We start from the raw sequence: 21784 nt of genomic DNA on the forward strand, positions 1-21784 counted from the left end.
GGGTAAGTCACGCGTCGGCAGGTAACTGCGCGCCTACCTGTGAGTTACTCGCCACCTCGTGGTGCGGGTGAAGCGACGTTGCGCCCGCGTCGGCCCGCACGGGCGTCGAGAAGTGCCCAGGCGATCCACAGCGCGCCGGCGACGACGTACGTGTTGCCCAAGACCTTCTGGACGAGGCTCCACGACAACTCGGCGTCCTCGTAGTGAGGTGGCCACCACGTCGAGCGCGAGACGAAGACGAGCAGCCACACCATGAGGAGCGCACCCGTGGCGACGGCCCAGCCGGGCGCACGCTCGGCGGCACCGATGCCCCGCGCGTCGCCATGGTCTACGTCATCGGCCGCATGCTCGCCATTGCCCCCGCGCGCACCCCGGAGCTGACGGACGAGCGCCGCCACGAGCACGAGAGCGGCCGGCCACGCCCAGACCCAGTGATGGCTCCACGAGATCGGCGACATCGCGAGCATCCCGAACGACGCGGCGATCACCGACTCGAGTTCATGACCGCGACGGTGGAGGTAGGAAGCCGCGACGAGCGCCGCCAGACCCGCGAGCGCCTGCGCCACGAGGACGACGGCGTGCGGCAGAGGCCCACCGGCCCACCGCGGCAGCACCCCGGTGAGGGCCTGGTTACCGGCGAAGAAGGCCGAACCCACGCGCGACGGATCGCGCACCGCATCCGTCCAGAAGACCGCCGCGCCATGCGGATTGAACATGAACCCCACCGCGACGGTGGCGGCGAACGTCGCGCACACCGTCGCCGCAGCCCGGAACTGCCGCGTGAACACCAGATAGGCGACGAAGAACAGCGGCGTCAGCTTCAACCCCGCAGCCAGACCGACCATGACACCGCGCGCACGATGACGGCCCGTCAGATCGAGCAGACACAACGCCAGCACGATGAGGTTGACCTGCCCGAACGAGAACGTCGCCCACACCGGCTCGAATGCGATCGCCAGCACGGCCAGGACGAAGAACCAGTGCGCTGCGATCGGCAACGGCTGTCGGACCAGCGTGCGGCGCGTGACGAGGAGCAGTGCCGCGAACGAGAGCATCGCGATGAACGCGGCGCCGAACGCGAAGGGCAGATGCCCGAAAGGAGCCATGGCCATCGCCGCGAAAGGCGGGTACGTGAAGGGAAGCCCCGCATCGTCGAGCTTCTGGTCGTAGAGATCCGACGAAAAAGCGTGGCCGGCGCCGAGGACGTAGACCCTCAGGTCGATGAACCATCCGTTCGAGACGGCGGCAGCCACAGCACCCACGACGGCGATGAGGCCAGCCGCGACCAGTCGCTCGGTGCGCAGCAGCGGATCAGCCGTGGACCGTCCCCTGCTCTCGACTCGAGCGAGATCCTGACGACCCAGATGCGTTGCGCGCGAACGTCCCCATGTCACCGGCCCATCCTCGCGCATGTGTGGCCGACTGCCGCACACCGCGAACGCGCGGCGCGCCACTTGAGCGACTCGGCCTCCGTCAGCTGCCGACGCGGGACCGCTGCATCAGCCCCCGGGTTTGCGCGGCGTCGACCCGACAGAGTCGGACGTCACTCTGTGACGACGCGCGCGGCGAGATCGGGGTAGGTGAGCACGAGGCCGTGATCGTCGACGGTGAGATCGACGCTGACGTCGCGCGTCGCCGAGCGGTAGTGCACGACCGAGAACACACGCGGGTCGAGCACCGTCATCGCCTCCGTCAGCGCCTGCGGCCCCGACGAGTACACCTGCGGCGACGGCATGACGGCGAGATCCGGAAGGCGCACCCACGCCGTCGTGATCGACCGTTCCCCGACGCCGGCAGCATCGACCCCGAGACGACGGATCGGCATCGTGTTCGTCACCGGGCAGCCGCCGAGGTCGACGTCGACGGCGTCGCTGAGGAGCAGTTCCATGCCGTCCTCCATACCGAGCGGGGCCAGCCAACCGGGCGCGTCGCCCGACCCGTCACCCTCCCAGCGCCACAGCGAGCGAGCTCCGTCGTCACGGCGCCAGATGTTGAGGTGGCGTTGCCACACCGGCTCCCGCCAGCCGCCCTCGTCCGCTGTTTCACGTGAAACGTCGTCGGTTTCCGGTGAAACAGGCGCGTAGCCCTCGGCGTCGAGCGTCACGAACTTCGTGCACCAGCGTGAATCCACGACGAGATCCCACTGCACGCGCCACGTCTCCGTCGACTGACGGCCGGTCGCGACGAACCCACCCTCGTCGGAGAAGTCGAGCGACGCCACGTCGAGGCGCGTCTCGTCGTCGAGGCCCTGCCACGCCACGTCCACTGCAGTCATGGCACCACCTTGTCAGGCACGCCAGCCGTGACGGCGGCAACACGCCCGCCGCAGTCCACGGCACCCGCGAGAACACGCATGACGCATAACAACACGAACAGCGCAATGCCCCCGTCAGCCCTGCGACTCCGGCTGCTGCGCCCACCATTCACGCAGCCGCTCGCTCGCGGCGTCCTTGCCGATGACGCCCTCATCGAGGCGCACCGCGAGCAGGTGCTTGTAGGCACGCCCGAGTACCGGCCCGGGCTTGATGCCGAGGACGGCCTGGATCTCGTTGCCGTCGAGCTCGGGCCGCACGGCGGCCAGCTCCTCTTCGGCCTGGAGGCGCTCGATGCGCGCCTCGAGGTCGTCGTAGGTCGCTTGCAGCCGGGCTGCTTTGCGCTTGTTGCGCGTCGTCGAATCCGCTCGCGTCAGCAGGTGCAGGCGCGGCAGCAACGGCCCTGCGTCCGTGACGTAGCGGCGCACGGCCGAGTCGGTCCACTCACCGTTGCCGTAGCCGTGGAAACGCAGGTGCAGCTCTACGAGACGGGAGACCTGCTTGATCGTCTCCTTGTCGAAACGCAGCGCGCGCAACCGCTTGCGCGTCATCTTCGCGCCGACGAGTTCATGATGGTGGAAGCTCACGCCGCCACCCGGCTCGAAACGTCGCGTGTCGGGCTTGCCGATGTCGTGCAGCAGAGCCGCGAGGCGCAGCACGAGATCCGGCCCCTCGACCTCGGTCGGCGCCTCGACCCCCGGCACCTCGCGCGGTCCCTCGAGCGCCATCGCCTGCTCGAGCACGATGAGTGAGTGCTCGTACACGTCCTTGTGACGGTGGTGCTCGTCGATCTCGAGCGCGAGCGCCGGAAGTTCGGGCAGCACGTGTTCGGCGATGCCCGACTCGACGAGCAGTTCGAGCCCCCGGCGCGGCGTCGGTGACATGAGGAGCTTGACCAGTTCGTCCCGCACGCGCTCGGCCGAGATCATCTCGATCGACGCGGCCATTTCGCGCATCGCCCTGAACGCTTCGGGCGCGACGTCGAACCCGAGCTGCGACGAGAAACGTGCCGCGCGCATCATGCGCAGTGGGTCGTCACCGAACGAGACCTCCGGGTCGGTCGGGGTGCGCAGCACACCTGCAGCCAGGTCGGCGAGACCGCCGTACGGGTCGACGAACGTCAGGTCGGGCAGGCGCAGCGCCATCGCGTTGACGGTGAAGTCGCGGCGGACGAGATCGTCGTCGAGCGAGTCACCGAACTCGACCACCGGCTTGCGCGTCTCACGGTCGTAGGCGTCAGCGCGGTAGGTCGTGATCTCGACCTGGACGCCACCCTTGCGCACCCCGATCGTGCCGAACGCGCGGCCCAGATCCCACGTCGCGTCGGCCCATCCGGCGACTATGCGCTCGGTGTCATCGGGGCGGGCGGACGTCGTGAAGTCCAGATCCGGCGAGGTGCGGGAGAGGAAGGCGTCGCGCACCGGCCCGCCGACGAGAGCGATCTCGTGCCCGGCCCCGGCGAACAGCTCACCGAGCTGCCGCAGCAGCGGCATGACCGGTTCGAGATGCGCGATCGCTGTCCCGAGCATCCTCGCCCCCGACGCCGGAGGCGCCGCGGTCGTGCCCGTCCGGGCGTCCTGCTGGGTGGAGGTGGAGGTGTGCGTCACTGGTCAAGGGTATCCAGTCGCCCACCTCGGGCCGCACCCCCGTTGCGCTGCCGCGTGATGGCTGCCGCCACGCCTGAGTGGTGGCCGTCGCCTCGCGTCCAGCGCCTCTTCGCAACGGGCTTCATCAAATGGAGTCGTTGCGATGAACAATGCGGGCGATCGTCGCCCCCCGTCGCCATGTTCCACGTAAAACATCGCTTCGTCCTCGCTCGACGTCGGTCACATCCACGCCAGCATCGAATCGACGGTCCCCACATGAGCACCTCAGCAGACGTGCCGCCGTTCCTACCCGCTCGGCGCATCCGCGCGGTCGCTGCCGCCTACGGTGCGGTCTCGGGGCGGTGGCCGGCCTCGCGCTGACCCCGATGAACGGTGCGCAGCACCTCATCTGGCACGGGCCCAGAGCCCCGTACGATCTGCCGCCACCATCCTGCTCAGCGGTGTCATCATCGTGCCGCTGCGGCGCAAGGATGACCACCTCGACACCCTCGACTCCCTCATCACCGACTCCGAGGATCCCGTCGCCGTGCGCTGGCGGCGCACGCTTCACCTGTGCGCCCTCGGTGTCGCGGCCGTCGCCGGCTTCCTCGGCTGCGTCGTCATCCATCAGGCCACCAGCGGTGAGCACGTCGCCCTCGGTCTGCCGACCGTCGGCGGCGGTCAGGAACAGATGCTGTGGGCCTTCGTTCCCGCAGCCGCGGGCGCTGCGATCGCCGCGCTCTTCAACGCCGGACAGCCGCTGCTGGGCAGATGGCTCGATGCGGTGCCGGCACCGTCATGGGTGCAGGCCATGCTCGCCACGATGGCCGTCGCCCTCCTCGCGGCCTTCCTCCCGCAGGCCCGATTCTCCGGACACGAGCAGATGCCGGAGATCGCCGCCTTCATTCACGACGGCGCATGGGTGACGCTCGCGGCGCTGGCCTGCGCAAGCCCCTCGCCGCGCTGCTGTTGTGCGCCCTCGGCGCCGGCACCGGCGCCCTGATCCCGCTCATGGTCGCGACGCTCGTCGGCGCCGTCATCGCTCGTCTGTTGCCGGAGCGCGAGCAACACTGACGGGGCACCCCCAGGCCGCCCACGAACGGCCGCGACGGACGTCAAGACCGGGCGCCGGCGAGTTTTCCGCATCATGCCGGGGCCTGCGGGCGAGCGCGGGCGCAAACGCCGAACCCTCTCGTTAAGGTATGAGAATGACCGTCTCCTCGCACCGCGTGCACCGGGCTGCGCGCCTTGCGACGCTCGAGGAGATCTCTGCGGGCGGCGTCGTCGTCGACGTTCGCGACCACCAGGCCTACCTCGCTCTCATCGCGCGCCACAATCGCGCCGGACGCGTCGAGTGGTGCCTGCCGAAGGGCCACATCGAAGCCGGTGAGACGCTCGTCCAGACCGCGGAACGCGAGGTGGAGGAGGAGACCGGCATCAAGGGCCGGGCCCTCGTGACGCTCGGCGTCATCGACTACTGGTTCTCCGTGCCGGGCTACCGCATCCACAAGATGGTGCACCACTACCTGCTCGAAGCCGTCGGAGGCGAGATCAGCATCGAGAAGGACCCGGACCACGAAGCCATCGACGCGCAGTGGTTCCGCCTCGACCGCGCCCACGAACACCTGACCTTCCCCAACGAACGCCGCATCGCCGCGACGGCGTGGGCCCGCCTGACCGGTCACTGAGTCGATGACGAGACGAGCCCACCTCGCCGCGTTCTCGGGCCTGCTCGCCACCTGCCTGGCAAGCGGCCCGCCATGCCTGACGAGCACTGCCGCAGCTTCGACGGTGGCGAACGTGTCGTCCGTGGCCGGCATGTCGGCCCATGCCGCGAGCGCCTCGCGCGTCGCGACGAAGAGTTCGGCGCAGAGCGGTCCGATCGCTGTGTCGCTGACAGGCTCGACACCCCCCACCCTGAAGAGCGGCGACTCGCTCTCGCTCAGCGTGCAGGTGCGCAACACGGGCTCGACGCCGCTGACGAACGCAACCACCCGCATCAGCGTCGCCAAGCGTGCGCTCGACACGTTGGAGGTGCAGTCACGCTGGAGCGCCGGCGAGGTCGCGATGACCAACCCCGCCACGGCGACGACGAACGTCGGGACGCTTGCACCGGGCGCGAGCACGAACGTCACCGTGACGATCCCGGCGAACCAGCTCGACGTCAGCTTCACGATGGCGACGATGCCGCTGCAGGTCGATGTCACCGGAGGCGGCTCCACCGCGACGATCCGCAGCTTCGTGACGACGCAGGCCGATTCGACGAAGTTCACGCCGATGTCGACGTCCGTCGTCATTCCCATCACGCTTCCGGCCGACCCGAAGCTGTTCACCGCGAGCGGTCGCGAGCGCTTCGACGCGTGGAACAAGGCCATCGGGCCGGGCTCGGACATCCAGCGTCTCCTCGCCTCGAACCCGGGTGCCCCCGTCACGTGGATGATCGACCCGGCGGTGCTCGATCCCGCTGCGGCACAGGACGGTTCGCTCCCGACGGAGGCTGCCGCGGACCGGGCGACGACGTCGACGCCCAGTTCGTCGAGCTCCGCGTCGGCCTCGCCCGGTGACACGGGTTCCGCCGGCAGCACGCCGTCCTCGTCCTCCGCGTCGTCGACGGCGAGCGCCGGTAGTGCCTCGCCCAGCAACACCGCACCGAGCGGGGCATCGACCTCGTCGACCTCGTCGAGGGACGCGTCCTCGTCGTCAAGCAGTTCCTCTTCGAGCACCTCGTCCTCGCAGGATCCTGCTCCGGCGACGACCGTCGAGGCACTCGCGGCCGACCTCGTCGCGACGTTGAAGGAGCGTCCGAGCGGTCAGCAGGTCGTGTTCACGCCCTACGGCGACCCCGACCTGTCGTCTTTGACGGCGGACGATCGGCCCCCGGGCAGCGACGCCGTGCTGCGGCGCGCACTCGCCCGTCCACTGTCGCCGGCGTTGAAGGAACTGTCGACGACGGTGGTCGCCGCGCCGGCTGCGCCGCTCAGCGTGTCGGCGACGAACCGGTTGTCGCAGGTGTGGTCGTCGGTGCTCGGCGGCAAGCCCCTCATCATCACGCCCAACGTCACGCTCGACGGCTCCGACTTCGTCTCGGCCTCATCGGCGGCGCGGCGCAGCACGTCCGGCATCCCGATGATCGGGTACACGAGCGCCCTCAGCGCGCCGCTGAGCTCGGACGGCGCCGACAGCGACGTCGAGGCCGGGTTGCGCGAACAGGCCGCGGGTCTCGCTCTCTACCAACAGTTTCCGTCGGCCGACCGCAGCCTCATGGTCATGGGCGATCGCCTCGGCACGACGTCGCCGTCGCGTCTGGCGCAGGTGCTGTCGGCCATCGACACGGCGCCGTGGATGACGACGAGCGCCCTCGACGTCTCGAGCAGCCGCTCGGCGGGCACCGTGGCCAAGCTGTCGACCGAGGCACCTGCCTCGGACGGCGTCTGGCCCCGGCCCAGCACGCAGGCCTTCGATGCGCGCGACCTGCAACGCGCATCGCGCACCCTCGCGTCGCTGACGCAGGTGGCGGGCGCGGTCGTCGACGGTGACGACATCGTGCCGGCGTGGAGCCGCAATCTCGATCAGCTGACGAGCACCCGCTGGCGCGGCACCTCGCCGGACGTCGACGAGCTCGTCCAGCATGCCTCCGCCGCCGTGTCGACGATCCCCGAGCACGTCAGCGTCGTCCCGGCGCGCATCAACTTCTTCTCCGACTCGGGCACGATCAGCGTGACGGTGAAGAACGACCTGGCGCGCGACGTCAAGGACGTCAGCCTGACGCTCACGCCACGCACGTACGCGGTGCAGTTCCGCTCGCAACCGGAGCCCGTGACGATCAAGGCGAAGGGCCAGACGACGGTGCGCGTCCCCCTCGCCGCGCAGGCTGCGAGCCTCGTCGACGTCGACGCGAGCCTGACGGCCGCGAACGGCGTCGCGCTCGGCCCGGACACGTCTGACACGTCCCCGTTGCGCATCAACGCGCGCCCGACGGGTACGTGGATCTTCTGGGTGCTCGGTATCGTGGCGTTGCTCGTCTTCTGCTACGGCCTCGTGCGCGGCAGGAAGGCGGGAACCCGCCGACGCGATGAGCTCGCGCGGGACATCCAGCTGGAGGAGTAGCCGATGTCGAACGCCGAACCTGATCCGTCGCGCCCGAACGGCGCGGCGTCCGGATCGCTCGGCGCGATGTACGAGACGGCGGTACGGCACACCATCGCGATGCCGAACGTCGCGGGTACGAGCATCGGTTCGGCCTACGAGTCGTGGTTCGAGGCCGACCAGGAGGCGCAGTGGTTGCGCAACCTCGAGTCCACGCGCAGCCACGCGAGCAGCGACCACACGCAGGTCATCGACCTCGGCGAGGTTGACGCCTACCGCGAGCGCCGCGAGGCCGAGGACGCCTGGAACCTCGAGGCTGACGACGCCTTGGCCGTCTCCGGCAGACCCGGAGCCCAGCGAGGCTCGGGCGCCTCTCGTGTTTCACGTGAAACACGAGAGGCGCGGACGGCCGCCATCCCGACGACGGGGGCCGCAGGCCCGGCGACCGACGCCGTCGAGACGCCCGCCGACGGCCCCCAGACCGCAGCGGCGAAGTCCTCGGGAACAGGCGGGGTTCTGCGCAACAGCGCCATCATGGCGGCCGGCACGCTCGTCTCACGCATGCTGGGCCTGCTCCGTTCCGTGCTGACGGTCTGGGCCCTCGGCTCGACGACGGGCATCGCCAACACGTGGGCGACGGCCAACAGCCTGCCCAACATCATCTACCTGCTCCTGGCCGGCGGTGTCATCAATGCTGTTCTCGTCCCGCAGATCACGCGCGCGCTCGAGCACTCCGACGGCGGCAAGGCCTACACGGACCGCATCGTCACGCTCACGCTGACGATCCTGCTCGGCGTCACCGTCATCGGCATGGCCCTCGCCCCGTGGGTCTACCAGATCTACGACCACAAGAACGTCACGGGCGACAAGCTCCACGTCGCCACGGCGTTCACGCTCATCTGCCTTCCGCAGATCTTCTTCTACGGCGTCTACACGATCCTCGGTCAGGTGCTCAACGCGCGCGGACGCTTCGGGGCGTTCATGTGGAGCCCCGCGCTGGCGAACGTCGTCATCATCCTGGGGCTCGTCTGGTTCATCGCGGCGTACCCGCACGGTCAGAACGGGGTTCCGCCGTACTCGGGGTGGACCACGGAGATGATCCTCGTCCTCGCGTTGCCCGCGACGCTCGCGATCGTCGCTCAGGCCCTGGTGCTCGTCCCCGTGCTCAAGCGTGCGGGGTACTCGTTCACCCCGAACTTCAAGTTCCGCGGCGTGGGTCTGCGCAGCGCTTCGACAATGGCCGGCTGGGCGTTCGCGGCCGTCATCGTCCAGCAGCTGGGCCTCATCGTCACGTCCCGGCTGCTCAACTCCCAGCCTGACGGTGAACCCGGAAAGGGAGCGCAGGATCAGGCGTTCCTGCTGTTCACCCTCCCGCACTCCCTCATCACCGTCAGCCTGGTCACCGCGCTGTTCACGCGGATGTCCATCGCCGCCGGCCGCAACGAGACGGACAAGGTGAAGGACGACATGACGACAGGTATCCGCCTGTCGGGCCTTGCGTCGGTCATGCTGACGTTCGGCTGCTTCGCGCTCGTCTTCCCGCTCGTGTCGGCCATGTTCGGCGCGGATCCGGACACCCGGTGGGCCATCGGCTCGATGGCCATCGCCATGCTCGTCGGCCTCGTGCCCTACTCGCTGTGCCTCGTCATTCAGCGCGTCTTCTACGCCTACAACGACGCGAAGACCCCGTTCTGGATGCAGATCATCTGCACGGGGATCGCCGTCGGACTGACCGTGCCCTGGTTCTTCCTGCAGGACACGACCATCCTCGGTCACCCCGGCGCCCACTGGGTCGGCGTCGGCGTCGGTCTCGCGCAGACGATCTCCAACGTCGTCCAGGCCGCGGTGGGTTTCGTCCTGCTGAGGCGCCGCTTCGGCGCCGTCGACCTGTCGGAGACGGTGCGCACATACGTCCGTCTGGCGATCGCCGCGATCATCGCCACCGGCGTCACGTTGCTCGTCAGTTTCCTCATCCACCAGGTCGCGCCCGTCACGCGTGTCGAGAGCCTCGTCGAACTGCTCATCATCGGCCCGCTGTTCCTCGCCGTGTACTTCCTCGTCGCGAGCCGCCTGCGCGTGCAGGAGATCAACAGCCTGCTCGGCCCGATCACCCGTCGTCTGCGTCGAGGCTGACGTCCCCTCGCGGTCGTGACGCGTCATCGTCACGGCCGCTCGGGGCGATGCCTCCAGACCTCGCCGCGCCGAAGGGACGCCGTACCGCGTGGTTGCCCGGCGGGCTGCTTAGGATGAACCGAGCCCGGCGTCTCAGCGACGCGCGGGCCGTGGTTCATCGACGCGACGAGGAGTGCGAGTGCAGGGCATCACGAAGGGCACGGTGCTGGGCAACCGGTACGAGCTGACGTCCGAGATCTCGGACGCCCCCGGTCTCGCACGCTGGATCGCGCGTGACGAGAAACTCGGGCGTGACGTCGCCATCACCGTCGTCGGGTCGCGTTCGGCGCACGCCGACGCGGCGCTCGACAGTGCCCGCCGCGCCGCGGGCGTCGAGGACCCGCGCCTCGTGCGCGTGCTCGACGCGGGGCGCGACGACGAGTTCGCGTACATCGTCGAGGAGCCGCACACGGGCGCCTACAGCCTCGCCGACCTCGCACGCTTCGAGCCGATGCATCCCGAGGAGGCGCGTCGCATCGTCGGTGAGACGGCGAGCGCCCTCGAGGCCGCGCGCCAGCGCGGCCTGCACCACCTCATCCTGACGCCGCGTCACGTCCTACGCCTCGCCGACGGTTCCATCGCCGTCACCCAGGTCGCCGTCGGTGGCTCTCTCGCCGGGCGTGACGACGTCTCCAGCTCCGAGGCGACCGCCATCGACACGCGTGCGCTCGTGGATCTGCTCTACACGGCCTTGACGGGCACGTGGCCGGGCGACCCGAAGGACATCGAGGGCCTCAAGGGCATCGAACTCGCGCAGCGTCGCGCCGACGGGCAGATCGCGACACCCGCCGAGATCGTCGACGGGGTGCCGAGTGATCTCGACGCGATGTGCCGCCAGGTCCTCAACAGCGGTGACGGCCCGCGCACGCCGGGCGAGGTCGCGCGTCAGCTCGCGCCGTGGTCGGCGCAGATCATCACGGCTCCGGGCCGTGGGCGACGCAGCGTCGAAACCGACGACGACACAGCGGACGAGCCCGAGTCGACGTTCGTCGTTCGCCGGGCCGACGTGCGCGCGGGTTCCGGCGACGGTGCAGGCAAGCGCTCGGCCGTCGGAGCCGTCGGTGCTGCGGCCCTCGCAGCGGCAGGTTCGAGCAAGGGTGGCTCGGACAAGAGCGCCTCCGGCAAGGCCGGTGCGACGAGCAGCGGCGTGAGCACCGTCAAGAAGAGCGGCACCAAGAACGGTTCGTCCTCCACCGACGACGTGCGCGGCGACGACGCCACCGACCCCGGCGCGAAGCCCGCGGTGGCTCTTCCGCGCAAGCCCGCCCCGCGTCGTGTCAACGAACCCGACCCCGCCGACGCGACGATGGTGGGCCGCCCCGTCGCATTCGACGCGGACGAGACCACGCAGTTCAACCTCGACGACGAGGACGCCGCGTACGCCCGCACCTCCTACGACCCGTCGTTCGAGGAGCTCGAGCCCCCGGTACCGGGGTTCAACGGCGGCACCGACGACCCTGACCCGGCGAGCAGCAAGCTCGCCCTCGTCCTCGTCGGCCTCATCGTGCTCGGTGCGCTCGTGCTCGCCATCTTCGGGCTCCAGGGCATCACCGGCAGCTCTGACAAGCCGGACGCCGCCGCGAAGCCCAGCACGACCGCCTCGTCGCCGAAGGGTTCGAGTGCGCCGTCCTCTGCCTCGAGCGCTGCCCCGGCAGGCACCCCCGTCCAAGCCGCCGCAGCCACGCTCGTGAACGCGCAAGGAGCGCGCCAATCCGGTTCGCTGGCCGCGGCCAACGCCATCGACGGCAACCCCGACACGGTGTGGATGAGCCTGCGCTACCGTCGCGCCTCCTGGGGCGGCGACCCCGACATGGGTGGCGTCAGCATCGACCTGGGTTCGCAGACAGCCGTCAAGACCATCAAGGTGACGCCCGGCAAGCGCACGCCGCTGACCGCCGACGTCTACGTCAGCGACACCCCCGGCAAGACGGGCACGAAGGTCGGCTCGATGTCGAGCGCGACGAGTGAGCAGACGATCTCGACGAACGCGTCGGGGCGCTATGTCACTGTCTTCATCCCGAATCAGACGAAGCCCGCCGGCCAGTCGTACTACGAGTCGTCGATCGCCGAGGTCACGGTCTCGAAGTGAACGGATCAGTGCTTCGGGACAGCACCGACGAAGAACTCGTCCAGGCTCATCGTGAGGGTGACCCGGACGCGTTCGGCGTGCTGTTCGAGCGCTACAAGGACAGGATGTGGGCGGTCGCCCTGCGCACGACCCGCGACCCGGAGCTCGCCGCGGACGCCGTGCAGGAGGGTTTCCTCGCCGCGTTCAGACGCCTCGAGTCGTTCCGCGGTGATGCGAAGTTCTCGACATGGCTGCACCGCGTCGTCGTCAACTCCGCACTCGACCGGCTGCGCCGACTGAAGCCGACGCAGGAGTGGCCCGAGTACGACATCGCCGACACGCGGGACGCGCATGCGCAGACCGACGTCCGCCTCGACGTCCGTCAGGCCCTTGCGCAGCTGCCCGAGGGGCAGCGCCTGTGCCTCGTCCTCGTCGACATGGAGGGTCTCAGCGTCGCCGAGGCCGCGACGCACCTCGGCATCGCCGAGGGCACCGTGAAGTCGCGGTGTGCGCGGGGGCGCACTGCCCTCGCGGGCATGCTCGCGGATCGATGACGCCGAGGCGTCATCCCGAAGACGTGGCTCACGTCACGGAACCACCGTGCCCGCCTGCGCGTCAGACACAATGAAGCACCCGTCCACGCTCATGAGAGGAGGCCTGACATGACCCGCAACTTCCGCGACGAGTGGGAGGCGTCCGCGCACGCCGACGACAAACCGGTCGCGTCGGCCGAGGTGCAGCAACAGATCGCTGCCATGCTGCGGACGGAGGCCTCCCGTGACGCTCCCCGCATGCCCGACGACGTCGCCACGCGCGTGCGCGACGCGCTGACGAGCGCGTCCCGTGAGGCGGGGGTGCCCTCGGACGAGAGGCTGTCGGACGTGCGACGTCCGCCCGAAGATCTCCAGCGCGATGAGCGCCCCGCGGTGCCCCCGGCGGTGCCGCTGCCGCAGCGTCCTGGAACGCAGCAGCGCCCCGCGGTCCCGGCTTCCGAAGGACAGATGAATCCTCCGGCGGCGTCGCAGAGCCCGTCAGGGGCCACCGTCACCTCCCTGGACGGCCATCGTCGCCGACGCACCCTCGGGCGCGCGGCGCTGGCGCTCGGCGCCGCGGCGGCCGTCGCCATCGGCGCGGTGACCCTCGTGACGAACCGTGACGAGCCCCATCCGAGTGCCCAGCCCACGGCAGAGGCGTCGATGGAACCTGCCGAGGAGAACTACGCCTCACGCGTGCGTGTCACGCAGACGCAGACGAAGTACACGTCGACGGATCTCGCGACGCAGGCTGCGGCGCTGCGGACGTCGAAGTCGCCTGCGATCGAACCCGCGCAGGCCAACGCGCAATCCTTGGGCCCCCTGGCCACCGGCGAGGGCGTGCAGGCCTGCCTGCAGGCCGTCGCGAAGGGCGTCATCGAGAAGCCCGACGCCGTCTACGCCGACTTCGCCACCTACGACGGCACCCCCGCCGTCATCGTCGTCGCCGTGAAGGGCCGCACGTCGACGGCCTGGGTCGTCTCGCGCACCTGCAGCACGGCCACCGACCTCGAGGCGGGACCGACGTCCGTCACGACGTGAGGGCCGGGGTCGACGGTTTCGCATCGACTTGCTCGCCAGCCCGGTGGCTCGACGCCGCGGTACGCCTCGGCATGCGCTCGGAATGTCCCACGACTAGAGTGCGTTGTGCAGGGTGACAGCGGGCGCGCGACAGCGCCGAGACCTTCCCCGGGCAGCCCGTGACAAGACAACGAAGGAAGCTTTCGTGAGCGACCAGGCCGTGCGCAACCTCATCATCATCGGCTCCGGCCCCGCCGGGTACACCGCCGCCATCTACGCGGCGCGAGCCAATCTCGAACCGCTCGTGTTCGAGGGCTCCGTCACCGCTGGTGGTGCCCTGATGAACACCACCGAGGTGGAGAACTTCCCCGGTTTCTCGGACGGCATCATGGGCCCCGACCTCATGGAGAAAATGCGTGCGCAGGCCGAGCGCTTCGGCGCCGAGCTCGTGCGTGACGACGTCACATCCGTCGATCTCACCGGTGCCGTCAAGACGGTCGTCGACGGCGAGGGCGTCACCCACCGCGCGAAGGCCGTCATACTCGCGATGGGCTCGGCATACCGCGAACTGGGCCTTCCCGACGAGAAGCGCCTCTCCGGCCACGGCGTCTCGTGGTGCGCGACGTGCGACGGCGCGTTCTTCCGCAACCAGGAGATCATCGTCGTCGGCGGCGGCGACTCGGCTGTCGAGGAAGCCACCTTCCTCACGCGCTTCGCCGCGAAGGTGACGATGGTGCATCGGCGCGACGAGCTTCGCGCCTCCAAGATCATGGCCGAGCGCGCCGAGAACGACCCCAAGATCGAATTCGCCTGGAACAGCGAAGTCGTCGCCATCCACGGCGAGGACAAGCTGACCGGCGTGACGCTGCGCGACACCGTCACCGGTGACGAGCGCGAGCTCGCCGCGACCGGCCTGTTCATCGCGATCGGCCACCTGCCGCGCAACGAGCTCGTCACCGGGCAGATCGAGCTCGACGACGAGGGTTACGTCGTCGCGCAGGAGCGTTCGACGCACACGAACGTCGACGGCGTCTTCGCGTGCGGCGACCTCGTCGACCACACCTACCGTCAGGCCATCACGGCCGCCGGTTCGGGCTGCTCCGCAGCCCTCGACGCCGAGCGCTTCCTCGCCCACCTCGACGCGGCGGGCGAGCCCGCTCCCGACGCGTCCCTCACCGCGGAGCCTCAGGGCGCCGACGCGGCGCGCTGATCATCTTCGACCGACCAAGAACCATCGACCACGGGTGCCGCTTCGCCGGTGCCGGCACAGAGGAGAACATCATGGGAGCCACCAAGCCCACCACGGACGCCACGTTCGACGCCGACGTCCTGAAGAACAGCAAGCCCGTCCTCGTCGACTTCTGGGCCGAGTGGTGCGGCCCCTGCCGCGCCGTCGCGCCGATCCTCGAGGAGATCGCAGCGGCGAACGCCGACAAGATCGACGTCTACAAGCTCAACACGGACGAGAACCCGGCGATCTCCGCGAAGTACGGCATCACCGGCATCCCGACGATGAACGTCTACCAGAACGGTGAGGTCGTCAAGACGATCGTCGGCGCCATGCCGAAGCCGAAGCTGCTGCGCGAGCTCGAGCCGTTCCTCGGCTGAACCGAGCCGCATCACGACACTGTCGGGCACGCAGCGTCCGACGACGAAGCCCCGGCCCACCAGACATGGTGGGCCGGGGCTTTTCGTCTCTACCCCCGTGCTGCCCTCCCCTTGCGCCCAGATGCACCCGGGTGCACTTGGACGCAAGGGGGGCGGCCGTCAGCGGTTCAGCGGTTCTTGTCGAACTCTCGCTTGATGGCCGCCCCGCAGATGCCGAGGACGACGAGGCCCAGCATCGCCATGCCCCAGTCGCCGTGCATGACGTCGCCGATGACGAAGTAGGCGAAGATCAGCGCGAAGAGGCAGAAGATGACGAGCTGCGGCGTCGCCGTGCGGCCCCGACGGCGGTCGATAGCGTTGTCGCTCAGCGGATCCGTGCCGTCGATCAGCGGAGCGTCGGTGATGTCGGAACGCGTCAGATGCCCGTCCTGCGTCTGCGCCGTGGCCGAGCTGCCGTCAGAATGATTGACCTCAGGAGCCTCATTCGGGTCGAGACGCTCAGCCACGTTCGATCCCGAGAGCGTCCATGATGCGGTTGAGGTCGTCGACGGAGGCGAACTCGACGGTGAGCTTGCCCTTGTTCTTGCCCATCGTGATGCCGACGCGGGTGTCGAGCTTGTCGGCGAGATTGCTGGCCCAGTGATCGAGATCCGGGTTGGTTTCACGTGGAACAGCGCTCTTGCGCGGCTTCGTGTCGTCGCCGAGCGCGATGATCTCCTCCGTCGCGCGCACGGAGAGGCCCTCGGCCACGATGCGCTGGGCGAGCCGCTCCATCGCGGCGGGGTCACTCATGCCGAGCAGGGCACGGGCGTGGCCGGCACTCAGGACACCCGCGGCGACGCGACGCTGCACCACCGGCGGCAGCTTGAGCAGGCGGATCGTGTTGGAGATCTGCGGGCGGCTGCGGCCGATCTTCGTGGCAAGCTCGTCGTGCGTGCAGCCGAAGTCCTCGAGCAACTGTGCGTAGGCCGCCGCTTCTTCGAGGGGGTTGAGCTGGCTACGGTGCAGGTTCTCGAGCAGGGCGTCACGCAGCAGATCCTCGTCCGTCGTCGAACGGACGATGGCCGGCACTGTCGCGAGACCGGCCTCCTGCGAGGCCCGCCAACGCCGCTCACCCATGATGAGTTCGTAGGGCGTCTGCGCGTGATCCGGGTCGCCCTCCGGCACGGGCCGCACGACGATGGGCTGCAGAACCCCGATCTCGCCGATCGAGTGGACGAGTTCGGCCATGTGCTCCTCGTCGAACACCGAGCGCGGCTGCTTCGGGTTCGGGCGGATCAGCGACTGCGAGATCTCGGCGAACGACGCACCAGGCACGGGCGCGAGGTTCGACGTCACGTCCCTCTCGTCATCAATGCCGGCCGCGTCATCACGCTGTGCCGGCTGCGCTTCGAGCTTCGCCACCTCTGTTTCACGTGAAACGCTCGGCGCCTGCCCCGCGGGCTGCGTGACGGCGGCCGCGGCCGCGGCGAGGTCGTCGTGGCGGCGGTGCGTCGAGGCGCGCGATTCGGTCCGGGGTTCGGTACCCCGCGGCGCCTGGTGCGACGGGCGCGGCGTGAGGGCTTCGCTGAAGCGGCTCGCACGGGCCTCCGGGGCGCTGGGTTCGTCGCCGTCCTGCGTGCGCGAGGCCTTGGAGTCGGTGAAGAAGACGTCCGTCGGGCGCGTCACCCGCGTCGGTTCGGTGGTGTTGGGGATGAGCGCACCCAGGCCACGGCCGAGTCCACGTCGCTTGTCGTTCATCGAGGTCCACTTCCTACACGGTGGGTCAGGCGGGATGAGTATGAGAAGGCTGCGTACGACGTCGCAGCATGACGGCGATCGCCGTCGGGCGTCACGGCGTCGGTCATCGTCCGATTCGCCCCGAAGGCTCGGGCACGCTCGCACCGCGCAGGGCGATCTCCCGAGCAGCATCGCGGTAGCTCGTCGCACCGGTGCTCGTCGGGTCGTACGTCATGACGGTCTCGCCATGGCTCGGCGCCTCCGAGATGCGCACCGAGCGCGGCACGAGCGCGCCGAGCACCTGCTCGGGGAAGTGCGCGCGCACCTCGTCCGCGACCTGCGCGGAGAGGTTGGTGCGCCCGTCGTACATGGTGAGAAGGATGGTCGAGACGTGCAGCCCGGGGTTGAGGTGCATCTTGATCATCTCGATGTTCTTGAGCAGCTGGCTCAGCCCCTCGAGCGCGTAGTACTCGCACTGGATGGGGATGAACACCTCGTCAGCCGCGACGAACGCGTTGACGGTGAGCAACCCGAGGCTCGGCGGGCAGTCGATGAAGACGTAGTCGAAGCGCTCGTCCGGGGTCGAGTCAGCCAACTGCGCGTTGATCGAACGGTGCAGACGGGATTCGCGAGCGACCAGGGAGACGAGCTCGATCTCCGCGCCGGCGAGGTCGATCGTCGCCGGCGCACACCACAGGCCGGGGATGTCGGGGCACTGGGCCATGACCTCGTCGATCGGCGTTCCTTCGACGATGACGTCGTAGACGCTCGGCACGTCGGAGTGGTGCTCGATGCCGAGAGCAGTGGAAGCGTTGCCCTGCGGGTCGATGTCGATGACGAGAACCTTGAGCCCCGCCTGAGCGAGCGCCGCCGCGACGTTCACGGTCGTCGTCGTCTTCCCGACGCCGCCCTTCTGATTCGCGACCGTGAGCACCCGCGGGTGCGTCGGGCGCGGCAGTTGTTCGACGCCCGTGAAACTCACGCGCGCCGGCCTGGGCTCGGCTGACGGTGCCTCGGGTTCGGCGTGGAGCACATCGCGTCGTCCTTCGTCGTCCATGGGGTGCTGTGGGTCGTCGTGATCTGTCACGCCTTGCCAGTCGGTGTCCGTCGCGCGTTCGAAGCTGGGAACGCGGGGGCGGGCATGGCGGCGAGCGCGACGCGACGGCAGGGGTGAGCGCGCAGCCAGGGCGGGATCAGCCTCGACGCTCTGCGACTGCGGAGCGTCTGTGGCCTCGGACCCGGCATGATGACGCGGCACGTACCCCTCGCTCTGCGCAGAATTGCGGTGCGACACATCCTCTTGTGACGCAGTGCCCTCGGGCACCTCGGCCGTGCCCTGATCTGCCGATGCCTCGTCGACGACGGGACCGGTCAACGTCACCGCCGTGGCGGCATCCCCCACACCTTCGCCATCGGAGACGGCGACCTCGGCCTTCGCGTCAGCGGCACCAAAGTCAGCACGTTCGTCATCGCCCGGGGCGTCGGTTGGGGTAGCGGCCTCGACGCCATCGACCGGCTCGGTTCCATCCGCGTCGCGCGGCGCGGGAGCCGTCGCGGTCGATGTTTCACGGGGAACAATCGCCCCGCCGAGCAGGATGTCGTAACCGAGCGCAGCTCGCACGTCAGAGACGGCATCGCCGGCTGGGGCGGCATCCTCGCCATCCTGCATCTCGCGAGGTGAGGGTTCCGATTCCCTCATGGGTGCGGCGTCCTGGTCAGCGGCCGACGGCTCAGCGACCTCGTCAGCGACATCGGTCGTGCGCTGGCCGGTGACCTCCGAGACCTGCGGATCCATCATCGGCTGAGGTGTTTCACGTGAAACGTCAGCACCGACCGGGCCCTCAGCCTGCTCCGTGACGACCGGATTCACCACCGTGACGACCGCATCACCGCCGAGGCTCTCGGCCGCTGCGGTGGAGATACCCTGCCATCCGACGGGCTCTGGGCTCGGGCCCGTGTGCGCGACGCCAGGCCTGTGGGTGGGCCAGCCGACTGGGGCAGTGGATGTCACCGGTTCTCCTCGGATTCGCGTTGACGGCAAGACCCCATTGTGTCACCTGTGGCGCAGGGGGCGAACGCGGCTGTCCCCAGGCCTGACGTTGCCGTCACACCTGGGGACAGGGAATCACGTGGGGTGGCGCACCGGCACCGGAGAGAACCTCAGGCGCGCCGATCCGGACGGCGGGACGGCTTCTGCTTGGTCTTGTCGATCGTGCCGGCCTGCTTGCGCGTGAGTTGCGGCGCGATGCCGTCGACGGTGAGCCGGACGGTCACCGTCGGTGGCTCGACGGTGCCCTCGCCCCACGTCTCCACCTCAGCCGTGCGAACACGCAACCGGCGCAGTACGGCCTCGTCCTCGTCACGCTCTTCGGCGGCACTCGAGCCCTTGAGGACGAACATCTCGCCGCCCCGGCTCACGAGCGGCAACGACCAGCGCGCCAGTTCCCCGATGCGCGCGACGGCACGTGACGTCACGACGTCGAACGTGCGCTGCCCCCACAACTCGTCCGCACGGGCGCGCACCACCTCGACGTTCGGCAAGTCGAGTTCGTTGACGACGTCGGCCAGCCACGTCGTCCGTCGAAGCAGAGGTTCGACGAGCGTCATCGTGAGGTCGGGGCGGGCGATGGCGAGGACGAGGCCGGGCAGCCCGGCGCCGGCACCGATGTCGGCAACGTGCGCCCCCCGGGCGATTCCGGGGTGGACGACGGCGCAGTTGAGGACGTGCCGTTCCCACATGCGCGGCACCTCACGCGGGCCCATGAGCCCGTGGCTGACGCCGGTGTCGCACAGGGCGTCGACGTAGCGCGTCATGAGCGGCAGCCGGTCAGCCAGGAAGGCTGCTGCCGTGTCGGGTGCCGGAGGCGGCGAAGACGCCTGCGGGGCCGCAGGCGTCTTCGCGTCGTGCTCGTGAGCGGGCTGCGTCATGCTGCCGTCTCACGCTCGAGTTTCACGTGAAACACGATCATTCGGGCAGCACCACGACGTAGCGGTTCGGCTCGGCGCCCTCGGATTCCGACGTCAGCCCTGCGGCGAGCACCACATCGTGCACGACCTTCCGTTCGAACGCGGTCATCGGCTCCATCTCGACCTTGGCGCCAGTCTTCTTCGCTTCCGCGACGGCGTCAGCAGCCTTCGACTCGAGAGCGCTTCGTCGCTCGGCACGATGGCCGGCGATGTCGAGCATCGCGCGGCTGCGCTCGCCCGTCTCAGCCTGGACGGCGAGACGCATGAGTTCCTGCAGGGCGTCGAGCGTCTTACCGCCGGAGCCGACGAGGGAGCGCGGCACCTGGCCTTCCTCGGAGTCGACGATGGAGACGGCCGCGCGGCCTCCCTCGACCTCGACGTCGATGTCGCCATCGAGGTCGGCGATGTCGAGCAACTTCTCGAGGAAGTCCGCCGCGATCTCACCTTCGCGCTCGAGGTTGGTGACGCCAGAGCGTCCCGGTGCCTGTTCGGTCATGATGACGTCCCTCTCACTTCTTGCGCTTCGAGCGCGGCGTGTTCTTCTTCGGCTGGTTGCGCGGCCCGGTCTGCGGCGCCTTGGTGGCCCGGCCGTTCTCGCGCACCGGGTTCGTGGCCGCGGGTGTCTCGACGACGCTCGACTCGACGACGTCGTCACTCGCAGCCGCCTTCTTCTTCGACATGGAGACCTTCGATGCGCCGGCGGGGCGTGCACCCGTCTTGAGGCCCTGCTGTTCGCGGGCCTGTTCTTGCGCCTTCTCCATGGCCTGGGCGAAGCGGCCCTTCGGTTTGCCCTCGTTGGCCTTGCGCAGATCGTCCATCGTGACGGTCTTGTGCTCGCGCCCCTTGGCGCGGTTGCGCTCCTCGAGCTTCTTCTCGGCGGCCGATCCGGGCGTCGGCATGCGGTGGATGACGAACCACTGCTGGCCCATCGTCCACACGTTCGTGACGAACCAGTAGATGAGGACACCGATCGGGAAGTTCACACCGGAGATCGCGAAGAAGATCGGCATCAGGTAGATGATGATCTGCTGCTGCTTCGCCATCGGCCCCTCGAGTGCGGCCTTTGGCATGTTGCGTCGCATCAGCTGGTGCTGGGTGATGAACGACGTCGCCGACATGAGGACGATGAGCAGGATGGCGACCCACTTGGCCGATCCCCAGCCGTCCGTGCCCATGAAGGTGTCGGACAGCTTCGCACCGAACAGCTTCGAGCTCTCTGCCTGGCCGGCGAGCGACCTCGTGAGGAAGCCGATCTCATCGTGACGCCCGTCAGCGATCTTGCTCAGGTTGTTGAGCACCCGGAACAGCGCGAAGAAGAACGGCGCTTGGAGCAGGATCGGCAGGCACGAGCCGAGCGGGTTGGTACCGGTGGTCCGGTACAGCTCCATCATCTCTTCCTGCTGCTTGGCGCGGGACTCAGGATCCTTCTTGCCCTTGTACTTGGCCTGGATCTTCTGCATCTCTGGCTGCACGAGCTGCATGCGACGCGACGCGTGGATCTGCTTGACGAACAGTGGGATCAGCAGGATGCGCAGCACGATGACGAGGCCGGCGATGGACAGCGCCCACGTCCAGCCGGACGCCTCGGGCAGGCCGACGAGCGAGAAGAGCTTGTGCCAGCCGACCATGATGGCGGCGACGAACCACTCGAGTGGATAGAGCAGGGTGTCCATCAATCATCCTTCGCAATGATGTGGGCGTGAGTCGACGCCG

Annotated in this window: 18 protein-coding genes; 9 read left to right on the forward strand and 9 right to left on the reverse strand. The window is 69.0% G+C overall.

The genetic code is table 11. The features are described from left to right. Positions 1–44: 44 nt before the first annotated feature. From EDC82_RS00325 to EDC82_RS00335, 3 genes are all read right to left on the reverse strand, one after another. A complete protein-coding gene (locus EDC82_RS00325; protein WP_235006039.1) occupies positions 45–1394 on the reverse strand; it encodes a glycosyltransferase 87 family protein in 1350 nt (449 codons plus the stop codon). 149 nt (positions 1395–1543) lie between these two features. Continuing rightward, positions 1544–2275, reverse strand: a complete 732-nt coding sequence (locus EDC82_RS00330; protein WP_131940193.1) for a putative glycolipid-binding domain-containing protein — start codon at positions 2273–2275, stop codon at positions 1544–1546. A gap of 114 nt (positions 2276–2389) precedes the next feature. Then, on the reverse strand, positions 2390–3841 hold the full coding sequence (locus EDC82_RS00335) for a CCA tRNA nucleotidyltransferase (RefSeq protein WP_040014499.1): 1452 nt from the start codon (positions 3839–3841) through the stop codon (positions 2390–2392). A 529-nt stretch (positions 3842–4370) separates the two neighbouring features. Here EDC82_RS00335 and EDC82_RS00340 point away from each other — a divergent pair. The 9 genes from EDC82_RS00340 to trxA all read left to right on the forward strand — a co-directional run bounded on the left by EDC82_RS00340 (position 4371) and on the right by trxA (position 15385). Next, positions 4371–4901 (forward strand): hypothetical protein, encoded by a 531-nt coding sequence (locus EDC82_RS00340; RefSeq protein ID WP_038566238.1) that lies wholly within the window; start codon positions 4371–4373, stop codon positions 4899–4901. A 205-nt stretch (positions 4902–5106) separates the two neighbouring features. Further along, entirely contained in the window at positions 5107–5586 is a 480-nt protein-coding gene (locus EDC82_RS00345) for an NUDIX hydrolase (protein WP_006944822.1), read from the forward strand. Positions 5587–5590: 4 nt separating this feature from the next. After that, on the forward strand, positions 5591–8005 hold the full coding sequence (locus EDC82_RS00350; protein WP_131940196.1) for a DUF6049 family protein: 2415 nt from the start codon (positions 5591–5593) through the stop codon (positions 8003–8005). Between the two features lie 3 nt (positions 8006–8008). After that, positions 8009–10117 (forward strand): murein biosynthesis integral membrane protein MurJ, encoded by a 2109-nt coding sequence (gene murJ / locus EDC82_RS00355; RefSeq protein ID WP_115296767.1) that lies wholly within the window; start codon positions 8009–8011, stop codon positions 10115–10117. A gap of 178 nt (positions 10118–10295) precedes the next feature. Next, positions 10296–12245, forward strand: a complete 1950-nt coding sequence (locus tag EDC82_RS00360) for a protein kinase family protein (protein WP_006944774.1) — start codon at positions 10296–10298, stop codon at positions 12243–12245. Then, positions 12242–12778, forward strand: coding sequence for an RNA polymerase sigma factor SigM (gene sigM / locus EDC82_RS00365; RefSeq protein WP_235006046.1), 537 nt, complete (start codon positions 12242–12244; stop codon positions 12776–12778). The genes EDC82_RS00360 and sigM overlap by 4 nt, the downstream gene beginning before the upstream one ends. Before the next feature lie 108 nt (positions 12779–12886). Continuing rightward, the gene (locus tag EDC82_RS00370) at positions 12887–13798 is read left to right on the forward strand and encodes a hypothetical protein (protein ID WP_006944757.1); all 912 of its coding nucleotides are present in this window, start codon (positions 12887–12889) and stop codon (positions 13796–13798) included. A gap of 184 nt (positions 13799–13982) precedes the next feature. Beyond that, the gene (gene trxB / locus EDC82_RS00375; RefSeq protein WP_006944760.1) at positions 13983–14987 is read left to right on the forward strand and encodes a thioredoxin-disulfide reductase; all 1005 of its coding nucleotides are present in this window, start codon (positions 13983–13985) and stop codon (positions 14985–14987) included. Between the two features lie 71 nt (positions 14988–15058). Beyond that, entirely contained in the window at positions 15059–15385 is a 327-nt protein-coding gene (trxA, locus tag EDC82_RS00380; RefSeq protein ID WP_006944697.1) for a thioredoxin, read from the forward strand. Between the two features lie 167 nt (positions 15386–15552). On the opposite strand, the gene EDC82_RS00385 is transcribed toward trxA, so the two are convergent. From EDC82_RS00385 to yidC, 6 genes are all read right to left on the reverse strand, one after another. Further along, complete coding sequence (locus EDC82_RS00385) at positions 15553–15891, reverse strand: hypothetical protein (protein ID WP_006944618.1); 339 nt, start codon at positions 15889–15891, stop codon at positions 15553–15555. Further along, positions 15884–17125: a ParB/RepB/Spo0J family partition protein gene (locus EDC82_RS00390; RefSeq protein WP_006944763.1), complete on the reverse strand. Its 1242-nt coding sequence runs from the start codon at positions 17123–17125 to the stop codon at positions 15884–15886. Before EDC82_RS00390 ends, EDC82_RS00385 begins: the two co-directional genes overlap by 8 nt. A gap of 103 nt (positions 17126–17228) precedes the next feature. After that, on the reverse strand, positions 17229–18161 hold the full coding sequence (locus EDC82_RS00395; RefSeq protein WP_083607247.1) for a ParA family protein: 933 nt from the start codon (positions 18159–18161) through the stop codon (positions 17229–17231). A gap of 1103 nt (positions 18162–19264) precedes the next feature. Further along, positions 19265–20032, reverse strand: a complete 768-nt coding sequence (gene rsmG, locus EDC82_RS00405; protein WP_131940198.1) for a 16S rRNA (guanine(527)-N(7))-methyltransferase RsmG — start codon at positions 20030–20032, stop codon at positions 19265–19267. A 37-nt stretch (positions 20033–20069) separates the two neighbouring features. After that, entirely contained in the window at positions 20070–20567 is a 498-nt protein-coding gene (locus EDC82_RS00410; protein WP_006944720.1) for a R3H domain-containing nucleic acid-binding protein, read from the reverse strand. Positions 20568–20580: 13 nt separating this feature from the next. Then, positions 20581–21744: a membrane protein insertase YidC gene (gene yidC / locus EDC82_RS00415; RefSeq protein ID WP_006944685.1), complete on the reverse strand. Its 1164-nt coding sequence runs from the start codon at positions 21742–21744 to the stop codon at positions 20581–20583. Between the last annotated feature and the right edge of the window lie 40 nt (positions 21745–21784).

Source organism: Dermacoccus sp. SAI-028 (assembly GCF_004346775.1).
In the GTDB taxonomy this organism is placed as follows: Bacteria; Actinomycetota; Actinomycetes; order Actinomycetales; family Dermatophilaceae; genus Dermacoccus; species Dermacoccus nishinomiyaensis.